A 19861-nucleotide genomic window follows, 5' to 3' on the forward strand; every position below is an offset into this window, starting at 1 on the left:
GAATAGCATGAAAATCAAGACCCTATGCGCCATGTTGGGCGCCTGCTTGTTGTATCCGGGCATGGCGCAGGCGGACATCGTGCAGCGCCAGGTGCTGGCCAGCATGGCCAGCGAGCAAGATAGCGAAGGCGGCGATGTGTTCACTATCGCGGGCACGACGGCCTGCGGTGGCAAGCAGATTCGCATGGATGCCCGCTCGGTCAATCTGGAAGAGGCGCCGTACGACGCGCTGAAAGCCGATCTGGCCCGGCACATCCGCAGCAAGACGCCCATGCTCGTCACCCTGAAAAAATGCCCCGAGGATGCAAGCGTGCCCATCGTGCGCCAGATCGCCGCCTGCACGCCAGCCGCCTGTGCCGATGGCCGGGCGCGGCTGTACCTGCACGAAGGTTTCTACCCCATCGAGCAGGAAAAAGCGCCCAACGTGCTGCTGTTGCCCTTGCCGAAAGGCAAGCTGTCAGGCACATGGAAGGTCGATATTTATAGCGTCGCCGACCACAAGTTGCGCCTGTCCGGCCAGGTCAACCGCGCCGATTATGCCTCCGGCGAGCTGGTGGGCGGCTATGTGACGTATTTCCCCAATGGCAAGGTCGAGAAACAGGTGGCGCAGGATGGGCAAGGCCGGCAACACGGCATCGGCAGCAAGTACTATCCCGACGGCACGCTGGAGCTGCGCGGCAATTGGCGCCATGGCATGCCAGAGGGCGAGCACCAGCGCTATCACGCGACGGGCAAGCTGAGCGAGACGAGCAGCTACCGCGACGGCCAGCGCCTGGACGGGCCAGTGCAAACCTTCGATGAAAATGGCAAGCCCAGTACCAGCTACACTTTACGCAGCGGCAAGATGGAAGGCGAGATGCTCACGTATTTCCCGGATGGAAAAGTCTCCAGCCGCTCGGAAATGCACGATGGCAAGTCCAATGGCTTGACGACGAATTACTACCCCGATGGCGCCGTGCACGCCAGGATGACGCAGGTCGACGATTTGCCGGTCGGGGAAGCGCTGGAGTTCTATCCCGACGGCAAGGTGCAAAGCCGCCAGCGGTACGGCGACAAGGGAGGGCTGCTGAGCCTGCAGCGCTACAGTCCGCAGGGCGTGCTGGTGCTGGAACGACGCTGGGATGCGCAATGGCGCGAGCAGGGCACGTCGCGCTCGTGGTACGAAAGCGGCAAGCCCGAGCAAGCCATCGAGTATGTGAACGACCGGCGCGACGGCTGGAGCCGCAGCTGGCGCGAGGATGGCAGCCTGAAAAGCGAATGCCGCTATGTGGCCGGCAAGGCCCAGGGCGCATGCGGGGAGGCGCCGCCGGCGCCGGCGCCGGAACTGCAGCGCAAGGAGCAAGCATGGCGCGCCTTGTGAAGCATGTGCTGCTTGCAACGCTGCTGTGGCCGGCGCTGGTCCACGCCGAGATCGAACAGCGGCAAGTGGTCAGCGCGATCAAGGCCGAGGCCGGCAAGGGCGGCGGCGATGTACTGACACTGGCCAGTGACAACGGTTGCGGCGGGCGCCAGGTGCGCATGGATGCCTTGTCCGTGCACCTGGACGCAGCGCAATACGCGGCCATGAAGCAGCAGCTGGCGCCGTTGATACGCGAGGCGACGCCCTTGCTGATGCGCATCAGATCGTGTCCGGCACCCGGCGCAGCGCTCGTCATGCCCGAAGTCAGCAAGCTGGGCGGCTGCGAGCCGCAAGCGTGTGCCGACGGCAAGGCGCGCCTGTACCTGAATCACAATCTGACGCGCGGCGAAGTGAAGGAACATGCGCGCTATGCGCTGGTCGTTCCGCTGCCGCCCGGCAAGCTGCCCGGCACCTGGCAAGTCGAGATCTATCACGTGCGCGAAGGCGAGCCGAAGCGGCTGACGGGCCAGGTCGACGCCCCCGATTACCTGCGCGGCAAGCTGGTGGGCAACTACAGCATGTATTACCCGCATGGTCAGCTGGAAATGCTGGTGGAGCAGGACGGGCGCGGCGTGCAGGAAGGCGTGCAAACCCGCTATTACCCGGACGGCCAGGTTTCCATGCGCGGCAGCTGGCGCAATGGCGTGCAAGAAGGCGAAGAGCAGACTTATCACCAGAGTGGCAAGCTGATCGAGTCGCGCACCTACCGCAACGGCGCCCGCGCCGATGGTGTGGTGGAAACGTTCGATGAAAACGGCAAGCTGCGCACGCGCATGACGCGGGTCAAGGGCGAGACGGACGGCGAGCTGCTGCTGTTCTATCCCGACGGCAGCGTGGAAAGCCGCAGCCAGCATGACAACGGCATCATGATGGGACCCAGCACCGGATATTTTCCGGATGGCAAGGTGCATCGCACAGGCAACTATGTTGACGGCAAGCCTGTCGGTGAAAGCGTCGAATATTATCCGGATGGTAAAGTCGCCAGCAAGCGCACGCATGGCGGCCACTTTGTCTTGCGCAGCGAACAGCGTTTCAGCCGGGCCGGCGTATTGATCGTGCACAAATTGTGGAACGCAGGCGGGCGCGAGGAGGGCGCCTTGCGTTCCTGGTATGCGGATGGCAAGCCGCGCCAGCTGATCGAGTACGTGGATGGCGAGCGCCAGGGCTGGACGCGGCATTGGAACGAAGATGGCAGCCTGGAAAGCGAATGCCGCTATGTGGCGGACGAGCCGCAGGGGGAGTGTATGGGTGCGTCTGCCAAGATGTCGTACACGGAGGATGGCATCGAGCCGTTGACGCCGGAATCGTAAACGGGGCAAGTCATTGCCGTTCGATCAGTGATGCGTGGTCTGCCTTTTTTGCGAGACAGGTACAGGTACGGGGATGACACTGGTTGGCGTCCACGGTTCGTCCGGTCGCAGCACTGTGCTGTTGGCGTCAAACACCGCTGCCAGCCAGGACGGGACCTTGGCGCATGGCCGTTTGTGCCGGACCTGGCCTTTTATGGTCGGTTGCTTTCGCCCTATTGTGTTGAAAATGTCGAGCGGCAACCATTTCGGGATGTCTCCAAATCTCCAAGCAGTCGGTGATCGTTCAATAGCGGCGGTTCTGGCCAGTCCAGGCTGGCAGGAATTCTATCTACAGGTTAACGTACCCGCGTTTTTCAACACAATAGGCCGGATCCAGCCAATCGTCCACGAACTATATCGGGTCTAAGTCCTTGGGAAATTGGCCGGCGCGCTGCCACTGCTCTTGATCGAGCTCTTCCGTCAAGTCCCGCAGATGCCAAGCCCTGTTCAAGTGCGCAAACACATGGCCGAGGTCAATGCGAAGATTTACCTCATCGTAGTCAGCCTCGCTACTCATCTTCGATATGAGTGTGGTCAAGTGTTCTTGTGCATCTTCAAGCTCGTACATCAGTGTGGCCCATGCTGCCGGAGCGTTATCTTTACTAATCATAGGACAACCTTAAACTACACTTCAATGACATCGTGAACTTCCGCTTCTGGCCGCTTGAAGCCACCTCAAATTCCATACCTGTTCCGAGCAGCGGCCTCAAGCTCAGCTTGCGCCAAGCCTGCTTGCCGCCAAAATTCAAAAAAATACTCCAATGTCTCGGCAGTAGCGCCACTATCCATAGGATGCAAGACGCATATGGCCGTTCTTATTTTCAAAACGTCCGGCTCGTCCGATTGGTCTCGTCCTTCAATTGCTCGCCAGAGACGTACACGCTCGGCGATGACTTCCTCAGCCGTCGCCGCACCGGTGATGTATCGATTCGCCACCGCTGCCGCTGACCTGGCAACCGCTGGCAATTGGGCAGTCACTCTGCCGATAGCCTCAATCATGAAGCGCTGCGCTGAAGATTGTTCTGCAGGGTCATCCAGGTCCACCGCGGATGCAATGGCATCAAAAAGTCTCTTATTCAACATTTGCATTCAGTTTTGGTGATTGCGCGATGCCTGCAGCGGGGCCGCCTCTGGCAAATGGCGTTCCCCCAAGACGCAGACTGGGGTCGTACCCTCAGGGTACGACCCCGGACCTTGCATGGGTTCCATGATGGAAGGGCCTGGTGGCTTAGCGGTGCGGCGGCGTCAGCACGCTGGCGATGGCCTTCGGCAAGGTTTCCGGATAGTCTCTGCTGAAGTGCAGGCCACGGCTTTCACGGCGGGACAGGGCGCTGTTGACGATCATCGAGGCCACGTCGACGAGGTTGCGCAATTCCAGTAAATCGTGCGTGATGCGGAAGTTGCGGTAGTACTCGTCGATTTCTTCCTTCAAGAGCGCAATGCGGTGCTGGGCCCGCTCCAAACGCTTGGTCGTGCGCACGATGCCCACGTAATTCCACATGAAGCGGCGCAGCTCGTCCCAATTGTGGGAAATTACCACTTCCTCGTCCGCATCCGTGACGCGGCTTTCATCCCAGTCGGGCAGGTAAGGCGTGCCCAGCTTTTCCTTGCTTTCGATATCCTGCGCGCAGGCGCGGCCGATGACGATGCATTCGAGCAAGGAATTGCTCGCCAGGCGGTTCGCGCCATGCAAACCCGTGCAGGCCGTCTCGCCCACGGCGTACAGCCCCGGCAAGTCGGCGCGGCCGGACAGGTCCGTCACGACGCCGCCGCACGTGTAGTGGGCGGCGGGCACGATGGGAATCGGCTGCTTGGTGATGTCGATGCCCAGTTCCAGGCAGCGCGCGTAGATGGTGGGGAAGTGTTCGATGAGGAATTCGGCCGGTTTGTGGCTGATATCGAGGTGCACGTAGTCGAGGCCCCGCTTCTTGATCTCGAAGTCGATGGCGCGCGCCACCACGTCGCGCGGCGCCAGTTCGGCCCGCTCGTCGTGGGCCAGCATGAAGCGCTGGCCGGCAGCCGCGCCCGCTTCAGGCGGCAGTTTCAGCAAGCCGCCTTCGCCGCGGATGGCTTCGGTGATCAGGAACGATTTCGCATATGGGTGGTACAAACAGGTCGGGTGGAACTGGATGAATTCCATGTTCGACACGCGGCAGCCGGCGCGCCAGGCCATGGCGATGCCGTCGCCGCTGGCCGTGTCCGGATTGGTGGTATATAAATACACCTTGCCGGCACCGCCTGTGGCCAGCACGGTGTGCTCGGCGGCAAACGTGTGCACCTTGCCCGTTTGCTCATCCTGCACGTACAGGCCGTGGCAATGCGGTTGCGCATTGCGCTGCGTGGGCTTCATGCCCAGCTTGTCGGAGGTGATCAGGTCGATCGCGCAATGGTGCTCGAACAGGCTGATGTTCGGGTGGGCGCGCACCTTTTCTTCCAGCGTCACTTGCACGGCGTGCCCGGTGGCGTCGGCCGCGTGGATGATGCGGCGCTGGCTGTGGCCGCCTTCGCGGGTCAGGTGGAAACCCAGCTCGGCCGAGGCGTCGCGCGTGAATGGCACGCCTTGCTCGATCAGCCATTCGATGGCTTCGCGGCCGTGCTCGACGATGTAGCGCGTGGCGCTCTCGTCGCACAGGCCGCCGCCGGCGATCAGGGTGTCTTCGATGTGCTGCTGGTGGCTGTCGCCGGAGTCCAGCACGGCCGCGATGCCGCCCTGCGCCCAGTTGCTGGCGCCATCGAGCAGCGCGCGTTTGGAAATGATCGCGACGGTGCGCGTCTCAGCTAAATGCAGTGCAACCGATAAACCCGCCAGGCCACTGCCGACAATCGCTACATCAAATTTCATGACATTTATCTCTTTTAGGGGAAGCATACTATATGCCATTTCCCCGCATTCGGTAATGTGTTGAGATAAATTCTGCCAGTGAAAGATCGCTGGGGCCGTAGCTTGTGGCGCATCAATGTCTTCTTGGAACAGTTCGCCATCATGGCAAGACCAGCAGCGGGCCGCCTTGCGCGCCGCCTGGTGTTTTTTGCCGCAGGGGGAACCATGATCCGCATCTTCAGCCATTATGTCTCGAAAACAGCGTTTATCTTGCTGTTGCTGGAAATCCTGCTCCTGCTGCTGTCGGCCACCCTGACTTCCTTGCTGTGGCTGGCGGACGGCAGCCGCGTGCTGCGCGTGGGCGATATTTACCTGTCGTCCGCCATCTTTGCGGTGGTCATCGTCCTGAGCATGAGTGCGCTGGGCATGTACCAGCACCGCTCGCGCGAAGACATCAGCAACAGCTTATTGCGCATCCTGCCTTCGTTCGCGCTGGGTTTTGCCGTGCTCAGCGTCCTGATACGCTTTATTCCGGCGCTGCAATTCGGGCGCGGCAGCGCGATGATCTTCGGCCTGGGCGCCATCGGCGTGCTGCTGGCGCGCCTCGTGGTATTCAAATCCTCGCAATCGGCGCTGATGGAAGGCCGGCTGATCCTGGTGGGCGGCGGGGCGCTGGCGCGCGAATGCATGGACTTGGCGGCCAGCAAGATCGGCTTCCATCAATTTACGGTGGTCGGCTGCATCGATGTGGCGGGCGAGCAATGCTGCGTGCCGGCCTCGGCCTTGCTGCCGGCCGGACCGTCGCTGCTGGCCACGGCGCAGCGCCATGCCGCGCATGAAATCGTCGTATCCGTCAGTGACCGGCGCAATGGCGCGTTTCCTGCCAAGCAATTGCTGGAATGCGCGCTGGGCGGCGTCAAGGTGATCGACGCGGCCACGTTTTTCGAGCGCGAAGCATGCCAGATCCGCATCGATTCCTTGCAACCGAGTTATCTGATCTATGGCGGCGGCTTCGACCAGAGCTTTTTCCGCGCCGCCTCGAAGCGGCTGTTCGACCTGGCCGCCAGCGGGGTCATCTGTCTGGCCGCGCTGCCCGTCATGCTGGCGACGGCGATCTGCATCCGCCTGGAAGACGGCGGCCCCGTGTTTTATCAGCAGGAGCGGGTCGGGCGCGACGGCTTGCCCTTCAATGTGCTGAAATTTCGCAGCATGCGCTGCGACGCCGAGCGTGATGGCAAGCCCATCTGGGCGCTGGACAACGATGCGCGCATCACGCGCGTGGGCAAGCTGATCCGCAAGCTGCGTATCGACGAATTGCCGCAAATGCTCAATGTGTTTCGCGGTGAAATGAGTTTCGTGGGCCCGCGCCCAGAGCGCGCGTATTTTGTCGAACAATTGAAGCAGCAGGTGCCGTACTACAACATTCGTCACAACATCAAGCCTGGCATCACGGGTCTGGCGCAGGTGCGCTACCAGTATGGCGCCTCCGTCGACGATGCCGTCAAGAAGCTGCAATACGATCTGTATTATGTGAAAAACAATAGCCTGTTCCTCGACTTGCTGATTTTGCTCGACACGGTGCAGGTGGTACTGTTTGGCAAGGGCAGCCGATGATGCGGGCGCAGTCGGACTGGCTGGCGGCGGCCGATGCGGCGGCGCTCAGCCATGGTCTGGCATCGCTGGCTTTTTTCGTGCTGGCGCTGCTGCTCATCAGCAATTGGCGCGCGCGGCAGAACGTGCGCGCCTTGCTGGTCGCGTGCCTGGCGACGGGAGTCTGGGCCACGGGCACGGTGGTGCTGGTGCTGCTGGGGCAACGCATCGCGCTGGCCGGCGACGCGCTCGAATTGCTGCGCACCCTGGCCTGGCTGGTGTTTTTGCTGCTGCTGATCGAGCCGTCGCGGCCCCGCTTGCGCCTCGTGCTGACCGGCATCGTCCTCACGGCGCTGGCGCCCTGGCTGCTCTCCATGGCTTCCTCCTGGCTGGCGCTGCCTTTGCCGGCGCGCATCATCGCCAGTGTCTGCCGTTTACTGCTGGCCGTGCTGGGTATGTTGCTGGTGGAACAGTGGTACCGCAACACGCCGCCCTTGAAACGGTGGGGCATCAAGTTTGCGTGCCTGGGCGTGGGCGGGCTGTTTGCCTACGATTTCTATCTGTACAGCGACGCCTTGCTGTTTCGCGCGGTCAACGATGACATCTGGGCCGCGCGCGGCATTGTCGACGCCCTGTGCGCGCCGCTGCTGGCCGTCTCGGCGGCGCGCAATCCGGGCTGGGCGCTGGGCCTGTCCGTCTCGCGCCAGATGCTGTACCGCTCGGCCGCCTTGCTGGGCTCGGCTATTTATCTGCTGGCCATGGCGGCCAGCGCCTATTATTTGCGCTATTTCGGCGGCACCTGGGGTTCCTTGATGCAGATGGCTTACCTGGGCGGCGCGGCCCTGCTGCTGGCGGGCGTACTGTTTTCGGGCAGCCTGCGCGCCAAGCTCAAGGTGACTATCAATAAACATTTTTACAATGCCATCTTCGACTACCGCGAGGAATGGCTGCGGTTTACGCGGGCCTTGTCGGAAGACGGGCCGGCCCTGGGCGAGCGCACGATACAGGCCATGGCGAAACTGGTGGAAAGCCGCGCCGGCGCGCTGTGGATACTGCGCGAACCTGGCCTGTTTGCCCCGGCCGCCAGCTGGAACTGGCCGCCGAGCACGTGGAGCGAGCCGGCGTCCGGCAGCCTGTGCCAGTTTCTGGAGGCGCGGCAATGGGTGATCGACGTGCCCGACTGCGAGAACAACCCGCGCCAGTACGGCGGCTTGCTGTTGCCTCCCGCGCTGCTGGCGCTGCCCGACGTGTGGCTGCTGGTGCCCCTGATGCTGCATGGCCAGCTGTTCGCCTTTGTCGCGCTGGCGCGGCCACGCACGCACATCGGCTTGAACTGGGAAATCCTCGACGTGCTGAAAATTGCCGGCAGCCAGGCCGCCAGCTACCTGGCGCACCGCGAATCGCTCGATACGCTGACGGTGGCGCGTCAGTTCGAGTCGTTCAACCGCATGTCGACTTTCATCGTGCACGACCTCAAGAACCTCGTGTTCCAGCTGTCCCTGTTACTGAGCAATGCGGAAAAGCACCGTGCCAATCCCGCCTTCCAGGAAGACATGCTGGGCACCTTGGACCATTCCGTGCAGAAAATGAAGACCCTGCTGCAGAAGCTGGCGCGCGGCGAGGCGCCGGAAGCGCCCGCGCCGCTGCTGCTCGACGGTTTGCTGCGCCAGGCCGTGGCCGCCAAGGCGAGCCTGGCGCCGGCGCCCCGGCTGGAAATCGTCGATGGCGAACTGACGGTGCTGGCCAACCGCGCGCGGCTGGAACGGGTGCTGGGCCACTTGATCCAGAATGCCATCGAGGCCACGGCCAGCGACGGCAAGGTGGACGTGCGGCTGCGGCGCGAGCAGCACACGGCCGTGGTCGAGCTTGACGATACGGGGCAGGGCATGAGCGAACAGTTCATCCGCGAACGCTTGTTCAAGCCGTTCGACACGACCAAGACGGCGGGCATGGGCATCGGCGTGTTCGAAAGCCGCGAGTACCTGCGCGAAGTGGGCGGCAGCCTGGAAGTGCGCAGCGAACCGCAGGTGGGCACGACGTTCCGCGTGATCCTGCCGCTGCATGCGGCATAGCAAAGGAGTGCCATGGGCAAACAGAAACTGCTGGTCATCGAAGACGATCCCGGCTTGCAAAAGCAGCTGCACTGGAGTTTCGACGGTTATGAGGTCTTGCTGGCGGGCGAGCGCGAGGCGGCGCTGGCGCTGGTGCGGCGCCACCAGCCTGCCGTCGTGACGATGGACCTGGGCTTGCCGCCCGACCCGGACGGCGCCACGGAAGGCCTGGCCACGCTGCAGCAAATCCTCGCGCTGGCGCCGGACACGAAAGTCATCATTTTGTCGGGCAACCAGGAGCGCGCGCATGCCTTGAAAGCCATCGCGCTGGGCGCCTACGATTTTCACCAGAAACCGTTCGAGGCCGACATGCTGGGCCTCGTCATCGCCCGCGCGTTCTACTTGCACGCGATGCAGCAGGAAAACCGCCGCATGCTGCAGACGCAGGCCGATTCCCCGCTGGCCGGCATCGTCAGCCGCGATCCGGGCATGCTCAAACTGTGCCGCAGCGTGGAAAAAGTGGCGCCTTCGTCGGCCAGCGTGATGCTGCTGGGCGATTCGGGCAGCGGCAAGGAACTGATCGCGCGGGGCTTGCATGCGCTGTCGAGCCGCCATGCCCAGCGTTTTGTCGCCATCAATTGCGCGGCCATCCCGGAAAACTTGCTGGAAAGCGAGCTGTTCGGTTATGAGCGGGGGGCGTTTACGGGCGCGGCGCGGCAAACGCTGGGCAAGATCGAGCTGGCCCACGGCGGCACTTTCTTTCTCGATGAAATCGGCGACATGCCGATGGCGCTGCAGGCGAAACTGCTGCGTTTCCTGCAGGAGAGAATCATCGAACGGGTGGGCGGACGGGCCGAGATCGCCGTCGACGTGCGCATTGTCTGCGCCACGCACCAGGATTTAAAGGTGCTGGCGGAACAGGGCCGTTTCCGCGAAGACCTGTTTTACCGCCTTAGCGAAATCGTGCTGCGCATACCGCCGCTGCGCGAGCGGGCTGGCGATGCGGCATTGCTGGCCCATCATTTCAAGAACAAGTTCTGCGCCAGCGAAGGGCGCGGCAACCTGCATTTCAGCGCCGGCGCGCTGCAGCTGATCGAAAGCTATGGCTGGCCAGGCAACGTGCGCGAAGTGGAAAACTGCATCAAGCGGGCCGTCATCATGAGCGACGGGCCGCAGATCGCCGCCGACGACCTGGGTTTGCCCGCCGGCGCCCAGGCGGCGCCCCAGGACGAATCGCTGAACCTGCGCCAGGCACGCGACGGAGCCGAATACAAGGTCATGGTGCGCGCGCTGGCGCGAGCCGACGGCAATATCGCCAAGGCGGCCGAACTGCTGGGCGTCAGCCGGCCCACGCTGTACGACTTGATGAACCACCACGGCATCAAATAGCGTCCGTGCACTGATGTGTATCAAATATCAAGATTGTGTAAGGCGTCGCACATACGCAGGCGCCGCCGTGGCGCATCCTAGCCTCATCAACAACGAGGAGGCGTCATGAATGCGATCAGTTTATTAATGCAGGACCACAAGGCCGTGAAAACCCTGTTTGCCCAGTATGAAGGCTTGAGCGACCGCTCATTTGCCACCAAGAAAAAGCTGGCCGACCAGATCTGCCAGGAATTGACCGTGCACACGCAGCTGGAAGAAGAAATCTTCTACCCGGCCGTGCGTCGTCCCATCCACGATGGCGATCTGATGGATGAAGCCCTCGTCGAGCACGCTAGCGCCAAGGAACTCATCGCGCAAATTACCGCGATGGACCCCGCCGATGACCTGTACGACGCCAAGGTCAAGGTCCTGTCCGAGCAGATCGAACATCACGTCCAGGAAGAAGAGGGCGATATGTTTCCCAAGGTACGCGATACGGCCGTCGACCTCGACGCGCTGGGCAAGGAAATGGCCGCGCGCAAGCAACAGCTGACGGGCGTCGCCGCCTGAACGGCATAAAAAATCAACAACCAAGGGAGTATTTCATGCAAGCTACACAACTGTCCGTATCGGACCTGAACAACCCGGGCGTGTCCTGGGGCGCCGTGCTGGCGGGCGCCGCCGCGGCGGCCGCCTTGTCCTTCATCCTGCTGATCCTCGGCGTGGGCCTGGGCCTGTCGTCCGTATCGCCGTGGTCGTTCAACGCCACGGCCATCGGCGTGTCGACCATCGCCTGGCTGGCCTTCATGCAACTGGCCGCCTCCGGCATCGGCGGCTACATGGCGGGACGTCTGCGCGTGAAATGGAGCGCCATTCATACGGATGAAGTGCATTTCCGCGATACGGCGCACGGCTTGCTGGCCTGGGCCGTGGCCACCCTGATCACCGTGGCCGTGCTGGCCGGCGGCACGCGCGCCGTGCTGAGCGGCGCCATCGATGCGGGCAGCGGCGTGGCGGCGGCAGTTGGCCCGGCCGTAGGGGCGGGCGCAGGTGCTGCAGGTGCCGCCAGCGCCAGGCAAGGCGAGGGAGGCGGCGCCAATCCGCTCGATTATTTCTCGGACATGCTGCTGCGCGCGGCGCCAGCGCCAGCTGCCACCGGCACGCCAGCGATGGCGAATCCTGGCGCGACCGTCGCCGACCAGCGCATGGAAATCGGCAAGATCTTCGCCACCAGCCTGTCCACGGGCAGCCTGGCCGCCGATGACCGCGCCTACCTGGGCCAGGTCGTGGCCAGCCGCATGGGCGTGACGCAGGCTGAAGCGGAAGCGCGCGTCGACGCCGTCTATGCGCGCGCCGTGAAAGCTGCCGCCGATGCGAAGGCTGCCGCCCAGCAAGCGGCGGAAACGGCCCGCAAGGCCGGCGCCCACACGGCACTGTGGATGTTCGTCGCCTTGCTGCTCGGCGCTTTCGTTGCCAGCCTGGCGGCAACGTTCGGCGGCCGCCAGCGCGACCATGAGCGCGTGCTGCGCCACGTCACCATCTGAACCCCTACCTATTAGATAAATCAAGGAGTCTGCCATGCGTTCCATCCTCTTGCTGCTGTTGGGCATTCCATTACCCATCGTCATACTGATCGCCCTGTTCGTCCGCTAAGCGGGCCAACATAAGAAAAACCGGCGCCCGCCGCAAGGTGGGCGCCGGTTTTTGCGTGAAAGCAGACGCATGTGTAAGATGACGCCATCTTTCCACCGAGACTATCCATGAACGTGAGCACCATCCGTCCCTTGCTGAAAACCGCCGCCATCGCCGCCTTTGCCTGCAGCGTGCTGGCCTCGTGTTCCACCCTGATCGGCCCGCGCGACGTGAATGTGTCGCTCAGCAAGATGCAGCAAGGCCTCGAGCGCCGCTTTCCCATCGATAAACGGGTACTGTCCGTGCTGGACGTCAAGCTGACCCGCCCGCAGCTGTCCTTGCAGCCCGAGCGCGAGCGCGTCGCCTTGAGCGTGGACGCCAGCGTGATGCCGCCGTTCATCCGCCAGACCTGGCGCGGCAGTCTGGCCATGTCGGGCCGTTTGGTGCTCGACGCGCAGCGCAACGCCGTCTACCTGAGCGAAGCGAGCGTGGACAAGGTGAGCATCGACGGCATGGACGAGGCGCAGCAGCGCCAGTTCGCCAAGGTGGCCAGCCTGGTGGCCGACCAGCTCATGCATGAAACGCCGATCTACACGTTCAAGCCCGACGAATTGCGCTATGCGGGCGTGCAATTCGTGCCCACGCAGATCAGGACCACGGGCAATGGCTTGACGGTGACGTTCGAGCCGGTGAAGTAGGGGCGCATTGCATCAGCATGCTATTCCGGGCAAAAGTAATGACGGCTATCGGCAGGCGGATCTATCCGCTCAAGAACCACCCGGGCGAGCAGCTTTTCGATGACTGCCGCGTCGCGGACATTCTGCTCTGACACTGCATATCCATCATGTAAAGAAATTTTCACCACCCCTGCGTGGCACCAGATAAACACCTCGATACCCGTGATGGTGCACTGACCTGGCTGTTGCCACAATGTATCATCAATTAGTGATGGAAACTGCAGGAACAGATCGCCCTGGTAAGCGACGCCCGGCACGGGCTGCGGTGGCAGTGCGTCAAATTTCACCAGGTCGACGCCCAGGTCCGCCAAAAATGTGTCGAGTTGCGCCGGTTCCTTATAGACAAAGGAGATATCCAATGAGTCGCCGTCATTGGCATGTCCTCCAAGTGCCCTGAAAAAACGGAAAAACTTCAGCCGTTGTGCCCATCTGCGTAGCTTTTTTTCGCTATGTTCCCTGAACAGGTATTCCATCCATCTATTCACGGCGATCCTTCAGTGCGAGTGATGCTGGCGGGCATACAAGATATCTGTGTCGTTGTGTTATTGCGCGGCGTCGCCTCTTCATGGAACAGGTCGGCCAGGTATTCGCATAGCGCATCTGCTTGAATATCGTCCGGAATAATGAAATCGGCGGGGCGGCGCTTGCCTTCCGCACCGAGATAGAATGCGCGCCATGCTCCCGGATTGCCCCGGATGGCGATCAGCGTGCCGAAAATATTGAATCTGTATTCCTGCATCAAGCTGCTCCATTCCCTTGCTCAGGTTTGACATTTGTTGTGCTATAGTAATATTTACTTATATAATAACATTTACTTATCCAGGGGCAGACAATGATCAATATCAGCACGGCGGGAATCCAACCCGGGGCACTGTCTGCCGCGGAAGGCAACAAAGTGTCATCAGGCAAGGCAGCATCGGACAAGGCCCAGACAGCCCAGGCGCCAGTCGGCGTCGGCGCCGTCGCGGAAGAGGTCGTGATTTCGACCCTGGCCGGGCGTTTGTCGACGGCCGCGACGGCGACCAGCACCGCTATCGAGGGATACGATCATCGATCGCTGGGCGCATGGGTCAATGACAATATCAGCAGCATCCTGTATCCGCTGGACGCCGGACACAAGGCGGCCGCCGCACAGCAGCTGCCGCAACCGAATGACGCGGCATCGGCCAGGTCGGCCGCCGCCGCGACCGCGTTTATCGATAACAAGGGTCCCAATCCGTTTGCGGGCTTGTCGCGCGAGCAATTGGCCACCATCACGCACGACGACAGCGGGACATTTACGGTCAACGAGCGGCGCGCCGCCTATACGCAGGCCTATGATGAAGAGCAGGCGTGGCGCAGCCAGGTCGTGGCGCAAGCCATGCAGGAATACAATACCACCGGCAAGATGACCAATTTCTTCAAGTCGGCGCTGGCGCATTTCAATGCATTGCCGCAGCTGGAACAGGCACAGTATCCTGAGAATTACGCGAGCGGCCTGCAAGATAAAATCAAGCTCGATTTTAACTATTTCAATCACGCGGCCGGAGATGGCGCGCCTACGCCGGGTTCGCTGGCCGACATGCAGCGCAATCAGGGCGCCAAGCAAGGCGCAGACCTGTTTGAGCTCCTGAGCCGCTGATCACTGGAATTGTTCAACGGACATTGTTTCCACGAAGGCAGGCCGACTATAATCCTGCCTCGCATGCCTGGACACAGCATGTTCTCCAACATGAAGTGAAAACAATTAAAGGAATCTTCGTGAAACGTTCGCTTATCAGCGCCGCCTGTTGCGCTTTGCTCGCCTTATCTTCGCCATCGCTGTACGCCCAGCAAGCCGCAACTGCTGCTGCGCCCGTCTCCGGCATCGATCTGAAAACCCTGGACCCGGCAGTGAGCCCCCGGGATGATTTCTACGGCTACGTCAACGGCGTGTGGACCCGCAATACGGAGATCCCGGCCGACAAATCCGTCTGGGGCACGTATATCGAATTGCGTGAAATCGCGCAAGGCCAGCTGCGCGGCCTGATCGATGCCACCGTCAAGAACCCGGGCAAGCCCGGCAGCGAGGCGCACAAGATCGCCGACCTGTACACGAGTTTCATGAACGACAAGGCGCGCGATGCAGCCGGCTTCAAGCCCCTGAAGGCCGAGCTGGCCCGCGTCGCCGCCATCAAGGACAAGAAGGACTTGCCGGCGCTGTTTGCTTATTTGCAAGGCAATGGCATCCAGACGCCGTTTTCCGCGTACGTGGCGCCCGATGCGCAAGACCCCGAGCGCTACACGGTCAACATCAGCCAGTCCGGCCTAGGCTTGCCCGACCGCGATTACTACCTGAAGGATGACGACGCCAAGCTGCAAGCCGTGCGCGCCAAATACCTCAAGCATATCGAGACCATGCTGGCCATGAGCGGCGACAAGGCCGCGGCCGAACACGCGGCGCAGATCCTCGACATCGAAACGCGCCTGGCGGCCGTGCAGTGGACGCGCGTGCAGATGCGCGATCCCGTCAAGTCGTACAACCGCGTCGATTTCGACAAGTTCGCGGCGCTGGCCCCGGCCTTCGACTGGAAAGCCTACTTTGCCGCCGCCGGCCTGGCGAAAAAGGAAACCTCGGCCGTGGTGCGCCAGCCCAGCTTCCTCAGCGGTTTTTCCGAGGCCGTGGCCGCCGTGCCGCTGGCATCGTGGAAGAGCTACCTGAACTGGCGCATCATCGAAAGCTATGCTTCCTACCTGGACAGCGCCACCGTCAAGGAGCGTTTCGCCTTCGACGGCACGGTGCTGCGCGGCGTGCCGCAAAGCGAACCGCAGTGGCAGCTGGCGCTGCGCTTCACGGATAACGCCATCAGCGACGCCGTCGGCAAGCGCTACGTGGACATGTATCTGCCGCCGGAAACCCGGCCCCGCGTGATGGCCATGTTCGACAATTTCGTCGCCTCGTTCAAGGAGGGCATCGAGCAGCTCGACTGGATGGGCCCGGAAACCAAGAAGGAAGCGCAGCTCAAGCTGGCCGCCCTGAAGCCGAAGATCGCGTATCCCGATACCTGGCGCGACTACAGCAGCATGCAGACGCAGCCGAACGACCTGATCGCCAACGTGCGCGCCTCGCGCTTGTGGAGCCGCCAGCAAAACCTGGCCAAGCTGGGCAAGCCCGTCGACCGCGACGAATGGTCGATGACGCCGCAAACCGTCAACGCCAGCTACAGCCCGGCGCTGAACGCCATCACCATCCCGGCCGCCATTTTGCAGCCGCCATTCTTCAACGTGAAAGCGGAAGACGCCGTCAATTACGGCTTGCTGGGCATCACTTTCGGCCATGAGATCAGCCATGCCTTCGACGATTCGGGCAGCCAGTACGATGCCAAGGGCCGCCTGCGCAACTGGTGGACGGCGCAAGACCGCGCCGCCTTCAAGGCGCTGGCCGCCGGCCTCGTCAAGCAGTACGGCGCCTACAGCCCCGTGCCGGGCTACCACATCAATGGCGAGCTGACCCTGGGCGAAAACATCGGCGACAATTCCGGCCTGTCGATCACCTACAAGGCTTACCAGCGCTCGCTGGGCGGCAAGCCGTCGCCCGTCATCGACGGCTTGACGGGCGAACAGCGCCTGTACATCGGCTTTGCGCAGAAATGGCGCGCGAAACTGCGTCCCGAAGCGGCGATCGCCCAGATCAAGAGCGACCCCCATTCGCCGGGCGAATTCCGCGCCAAAGGCACGGTCAAGAACCAGCCCGGCTTTTATGAGGCGTTCGGCATCAAGCCGGGCGACCCGATGTACCTGCCGCCCGAGCAGCGCGTAATCATGTGGTAAGCATGGTTTAAGCGGCTCACCGCGCCGGGAATTATTCCTTGGCGTGGTTGAGCGTGTACCGGGGCAGTTCGACCGTCAGGTCTTCGTTTGACACGCGCGCCTGGCACGACAGGCGCGAGTGGGGCTGCAAGCCCCAGGCCTGGTCGAGCATGTCTTCTTCATTGTCGCCCAGTGCGTTGAGCGAGTCGAAACCCTGCACCACGACCACGTGGCAGGTGGAGCAGGCGCCCACCTGGCCGCAGGCATGTTCGATGTCTATCTTGTGAAGCAGCAAGGCGTCGCAGATGCTCATTTGCTCGGGCGCGTCGAGGACGGCGCCGTCGGGAGCCAGTTCGGGATGGGGCAGGACGGTGATTTTTGGCATGCGGGATTCTCCTCGGTTATCTTGCAATATCGTCACCTTGGGCCTTCCCGCCTTGGCAAGGTCAAGCCCCTGCGCGATCCTGTGCGACGATGCACGCGTCGAGATGATCGAGCAATTGCAAGAACACGCGTTTATCCGCAAAGTGATTCATCGTGGCGCTCGTCAAGACATCGCTGGCCACCGCCGTCACGGCGGCCCTGGCCTGCGCGCAGGCGGCATGCAGCTGCGCGCGATCCAGTTCCAGCAAGACCGTATCGATGGCTGCGCGCGTAAAATCGTAGGCATCCATGCCGCAGCAGCCGGCCACGCAATGCGTTTCCAGCCGGCAGATCAGCTGCCACAGTTCCCCCAGCAAGGCATCGATGTCGATCGCCTGGTCATAGCGGCCGTCAAGATCGATGAATTCGATCCAGGCGTCGTCGCCGATCTGGATGTCGTACTGGCGGTCGCGTTCGGTCATTTTTCAACATTCTCCGGGTCGGTGGCATCGCATTATAAAAAAAACCGCCCGCAGGCGATTTTCCCATGCGGTGCAAGCAGGCGCTTAAATAAAATAGATCAGTGCGATGATGCCGACCACCAGCGCCACGCGGGTGACCTGGTAGGCCGTCTTGTTCCACGCCTTGAAGCGGCGGCGGTACTGGCCCATGGTCCAGGAAATCTGGAACAATTTACTCACGCCGCCCACCTGGTCGCCCAGTTCGTTGGGAGAGGCGCCGCCGTCAAACGGCTGCCGGACTGCCGGCGATGCAGGCTTCGATATGCTCGAGCAGGCGCAGGAAGACCAGGCTGTCGGCCGCGTTGTTCATTCTGGGACTCAGTACCACGCCGCTGGTCACCGCCGCCACGGCATTCCTGGCCGACGCGCATGCCGCCAGTAATGCCGCCCGATCAAGCCCGGGCAGCGCCGCGTCGATCCCGCCGCGCGTGAAATCGAAGGCATCGAAGCCGCAGCAGCCGGCCACGCAATAGCTTTCCAGGCGGTCGATCAGCGGCCCTAGCCCTGCCAGGTGGGCATCGATGTCCACGGCCTGGCCGTAGCGTTCTGCGATGCTGACGTGTTCTATCCATGCATCCTCGCCGATCTGGATGTCGTACTGGCGGTCGCGTTCGGTCATTTTTCAACATTCTCCGGGTCGATGGCATCGCATTATAAAAAAAACCGCCCGAAGGCCGTTTTCCCATGCGGTGCAAGCAGGCGCTTAAATAAAATAGATCAGCGCGATGATGCCAATCACGAGCGCCACGCGGGTGACCTGGTAGGCCGTCTTGTTCCACGCCTTGAAGCGGCGGCGGTACTGGCCCATGGTCCAGGAAATCTGGAACAGCTTGCTCACGCCGCCCACCTGGTCGCCCAGTTCGTTGGGAGAGGCGGCGGCCGTCATCAGCGTGCGGCCCAGCCAGCGGTTCAAGCCTTGCGCCCAGCGGTAGCGCATCGGGCGCTCGATGTCGCAGAACAGGATGATGCGGTCGCTGTCGGCGTCGTTGCGGGCCCAGTGGATATACGTTTCATCGAACATCACGGCCTGGCCGTCGCGCCAGCTGTGGCGCTCGCCATCGACGTCGATGAAGCAGCGGTCGTCGTTCGGCGTCTGCAGGCCCAGGTGGTAGCGCAGCGAACCGGCGAACGGGTCGCGGTGCGGGTTGAGCTTGCCGCCTTGCGGCAGTTCCGCGAACATGGCCGCTTTGATCGACGGAATCGATTGCAGCAGCGCATAGGTTTGCGGGCACATCTGCTGTGCCGACGGGTGGTTCGCGTCATACCATTTCAGGTAGAAACGCTTCCAGCCATACTTGAAGAAGGAATTGAAGCCCACGTCATTGTTCTTTTCGGCCGCCTTGATCTTTTTCATTTCCTGCATGCGCAGCGCTTCATCGCGGATGATTTGCCAGTTCTGCTGCAGCGGCGCCAGTTCCGGGAATTGATCGACGGACAGATAGGGCGTGGCCGGCACCTTGGAAAAGGTGTGCATGAACAGGTTCAGCGGCGCCATGAACGAGGAGTGATCGAAGATCTGGCGGCGAAACGGCAGGCGCACCTTGCCCCGAAAATGAATATGTAAAACAGAAAACACAAAAATGCCCAGCAAGGCCCACTTCATACACAACCTCGTTTTGAAAGAATGGGGCAATTATAACCAGTTAATGCCCCGGCTACCCCGTGCCACGGTGAAGGAAAGATGAAGCGGCGCGCGCTGGCGCTCTGTCCTACAATGGCTTTATTTCATCACTGAAGGGGTAACAATGGAAATCTGGCACGCACCGCTCGACCTGGCCGCCCTCAACGCCGCCAGCGAGGGCACGGCCATGCGCCACCTGGGCATCGAATTCTCGGCCTTCGGCGCCGACTGGATCGAGGCGACCATGCCCGTCGACCACCGCACCATGCAGCCTTTCAAGCTGCTGCATGGCGGCGCGTCGGTCCTGCTGGCCGAAACCCTGGGCAGCATGGCCGCGAATGCCTGCCTGGACAGCCGCCGGCAGGTGAGCGTGGGCCAGGAAATCAACGCCAACCACGTGCGCGGCGTGCGCGGCGGCCACGTGACGGGGCGCGCCACGCCCATCCACCGGGGCCGCACCAGCCAGGTCTGGGAAATCCGCATCGTCGACGATGACGGCAAGCTGTGCTGCATTTCGCGCATCACCATGGCCGTCATCGACGCCCCGGGCGCGGGCTGACACGGCGGTTCTTGACTTGCATCAAGGCACTAAAAGCGAGCGCGTGGAATCATCCATAACGCTGTTCGCTTATAATTCAGTG

The 19861-nt window shown here is 62.1% G+C and carries 21 protein-coding genes; 11 read left to right on the forward strand and 10 right to left on the reverse strand.

Going from position 1 to position 19861, the window contains the following annotated elements:
- The first annotated feature begins 7 nt into the window (after nt 1-7).
- Both CSQ95_RS02660 and CSQ95_RS02665 read left to right on the forward strand, forming a co-directional pair.
- Entirely contained in the window at nt 8-1360 is a 1353-nt protein-coding gene (locus tag CSQ95_RS02660; RefSeq protein ID WP_099408358.1) for a toxin-antitoxin system YwqK family antitoxin, read from the forward strand.
- Nucleotides 1345-2709 carry a toxin-antitoxin system YwqK family antitoxin gene (locus CSQ95_RS02665; RefSeq protein ID WP_099408359.1) on the forward strand — a complete coding sequence of 455 codons (1365 nt, stop codon included), beginning with the start codon at nt 1345-1347 and terminating at the stop codon, nt 2707-2709. The genes CSQ95_RS02660 and CSQ95_RS02665 overlap by 16 nt, the downstream gene beginning before the upstream one ends.
- 391 nt (nt 2710-3100) lie before the next feature.
- Here the strand turns inward: CSQ95_RS02665 and CSQ95_RS02670 are convergent, their stop codons facing one another.
- The 3 genes from CSQ95_RS02670 to nadB form a co-directional block, all read right to left on the reverse strand.
- Nucleotides 3101-3358: a hypothetical protein gene (locus CSQ95_RS02670; protein ID WP_099408360.1), complete on the reverse strand. Its 258-nt coding sequence runs from the start codon at nt 3356-3358 to the stop codon at nt 3101-3103.
- Nucleotides 3359-3423: 65 nt separating this feature from the next.
- On the reverse strand, nt 3424-3837 hold the full coding sequence (locus tag CSQ95_RS02675) for a hypothetical protein (protein ID WP_099408361.1): 414 nt from the start codon (nt 3835-3837) through the stop codon (nt 3424-3426).
- Between the two features lie 139 nt (nt 3838-3976).
- On the reverse strand, nt 3977-5590 hold the full coding sequence (nadB, locus tag CSQ95_RS02680) for an L-aspartate oxidase (protein ID WP_070218697.1): 1614 nt from the start codon (nt 5588-5590) through the stop codon (nt 3977-3979).
- 204 nt (nt 5591-5794) lie between these two features.
- On the opposite strand from nadB, the gene CSQ95_RS02685 reads away from it, so the two are divergent.
- The 6 genes from CSQ95_RS02685 (at nt 5795) to CSQ95_RS02710 (ending at nt 12908) form a co-directional block, all read left to right on the forward strand.
- Nucleotides 5795-7183 carry a TIGR03013 family XrtA/PEP-CTERM system glycosyltransferase gene (locus CSQ95_RS02685; RefSeq protein ID WP_099408573.1) on the forward strand — a complete coding sequence of 463 codons (1389 nt, stop codon included), beginning with the start codon at nt 5795-5797 and terminating at the stop codon, nt 7181-7183.
- Nucleotides 7180-9231, forward strand: a complete 2052-nt coding sequence (prsK, locus tag CSQ95_RS02690; protein ID WP_099408362.1) for an XrtA/PEP-CTERM system histidine kinase PrsK — start codon at nt 7180-7182, stop codon at nt 9229-9231. The genes CSQ95_RS02685 and prsK overlap by 4 nt, the downstream gene beginning before the upstream one ends.
- A gap of 12 nt (nt 9232-9243) precedes the next feature.
- Nucleotides 9244-10599 (forward strand): PEP-CTERM-box response regulator transcription factor, encoded by a 1356-nt coding sequence (gene prsR / locus CSQ95_RS02695; protein ID WP_099408363.1) that lies wholly within the window; start codon nt 9244-9246, stop codon nt 10597-10599.
- A 105-nt stretch (nt 10600-10704) separates the two neighbouring features.
- Nucleotides 10705-11148, forward strand: a complete 444-nt coding sequence (locus CSQ95_RS02700; RefSeq protein ID WP_099408364.1) for a hemerythrin domain-containing protein — start codon at nt 10705-10707, stop codon at nt 11146-11148.
- A 35-nt stretch (nt 11149-11183) separates the two neighbouring features.
- A complete protein-coding gene (locus CSQ95_RS02705; RefSeq protein ID WP_099408365.1) occupies nt 11184-12122 on the forward strand; it encodes a hypothetical protein in 939 nt (312 codons plus the stop codon).
- Nucleotides 12123-12338: 216 nt separating this feature from the next.
- Nucleotides 12339-12908 carry a DUF1439 domain-containing protein gene (locus CSQ95_RS02710; RefSeq protein WP_070288282.1) on the forward strand — a complete coding sequence of 190 codons (570 nt, stop codon included), beginning with the start codon at nt 12339-12341 and terminating at the stop codon, nt 12906-12908.
- Nucleotides 12909-12928: 20 nt separating this feature from the next.
- On the opposite strand, the gene CSQ95_RS02715 is transcribed toward CSQ95_RS02710, so the two are convergent.
- On the reverse strand, nt 12929-13420 hold the full coding sequence (locus CSQ95_RS02715) for a hypothetical protein (protein ID WP_257217922.1): 492 nt from the start codon (nt 13418-13420) through the stop codon (nt 12929-12931).
- 8 nt (nt 13421-13428) lie between these two features.
- The gene (locus tag CSQ95_RS02720; protein WP_099408367.1) at nt 13429-13686 is read right to left on the reverse strand and encodes a hypothetical protein; all 258 of its coding nucleotides are present in this window, start codon (nt 13684-13686) and stop codon (nt 13429-13431) included.
- A gap of 156 nt (nt 13687-13842) precedes the next feature.
- On the opposite strand from CSQ95_RS02720, the gene CSQ95_RS02725 reads away from it, so the two are divergent.
- Together CSQ95_RS02725 and CSQ95_RS02730 are read left to right on the forward strand one after the other, a co-directional pair.
- Entirely contained in the window at nt 13843-14568 is a 726-nt protein-coding gene (locus CSQ95_RS02725; protein ID WP_143449881.1) for a hypothetical protein, read from the forward strand.
- 119 nt (nt 14569-14687) lie between these two features.
- Nucleotides 14688-16736, forward strand: a complete 2049-nt coding sequence (locus CSQ95_RS02730; protein WP_099408369.1) for a M13 family metallopeptidase — start codon at nt 14688-14690, stop codon at nt 16734-16736.
- A gap of 31 nt (nt 16737-16767) precedes the next feature.
- On the opposite strand, the gene fdx is transcribed toward CSQ95_RS02730, so the two are convergent.
- From fdx to lpxO, 5 genes are all read right to left on the reverse strand, one after another.
- Complete coding sequence (gene fdx / locus CSQ95_RS02735; protein WP_070218706.1) at nt 16768-17100, reverse strand: ISC system 2Fe-2S type ferredoxin; 333 nt, start codon at nt 17098-17100, stop codon at nt 16768-16770.
- 61 nt (nt 17101-17161) lie between these two features.
- A complete protein-coding gene (locus CSQ95_RS02740) occupies nt 17162-17560 on the reverse strand; it encodes a DUF6331 family protein (RefSeq protein ID WP_099408370.1) in 399 nt (132 codons plus the stop codon).
- 84 nt (nt 17561-17644) lie between these two features.
- Entirely contained in the window at nt 17645-17779 is a 135-nt protein-coding gene (locus CSQ95_RS02745; RefSeq protein WP_257217923.1) for an aspartyl/asparaginyl beta-hydroxylase domain-containing protein, read from the reverse strand.
- A 43-nt stretch (nt 17780-17822) separates the two neighbouring features.
- Nucleotides 17823-18218 carry a DUF6331 family protein gene (locus CSQ95_RS28960; RefSeq protein ID WP_143449882.1) on the reverse strand — a complete coding sequence of 132 codons (396 nt, stop codon included), beginning with the start codon at nt 18216-18218 and terminating at the stop codon, nt 17823-17825.
- A gap of 84 nt (nt 18219-18302) precedes the next feature.
- On the reverse strand, nt 18303-19202 hold the full coding sequence (gene lpxO / locus CSQ95_RS02750) for a lipid A hydroxylase LpxO (RefSeq protein ID WP_070218708.1): 900 nt from the start codon (nt 19200-19202) through the stop codon (nt 18303-18305).
- 142 nt (nt 19203-19344) lie between these two features.
- On the opposite strand from lpxO, the gene CSQ95_RS02755 reads away from it, so the two are divergent.
- Nucleotides 19345-19779, forward strand: a complete 435-nt coding sequence (locus CSQ95_RS02755) for a hotdog fold thioesterase (RefSeq protein WP_099408371.1) — start codon at nt 19345-19347, stop codon at nt 19777-19779.
- Nucleotides 19780-19861 lie beyond the last annotated feature (82 nt).

The organism is Janthinobacterium sp. BJB304 (assembly GCF_002735765.1).
Lineage (GTDB): Bacteria > Pseudomonadota > Gammaproteobacteria > Burkholderiales > Burkholderiaceae_D > Janthinobacterium.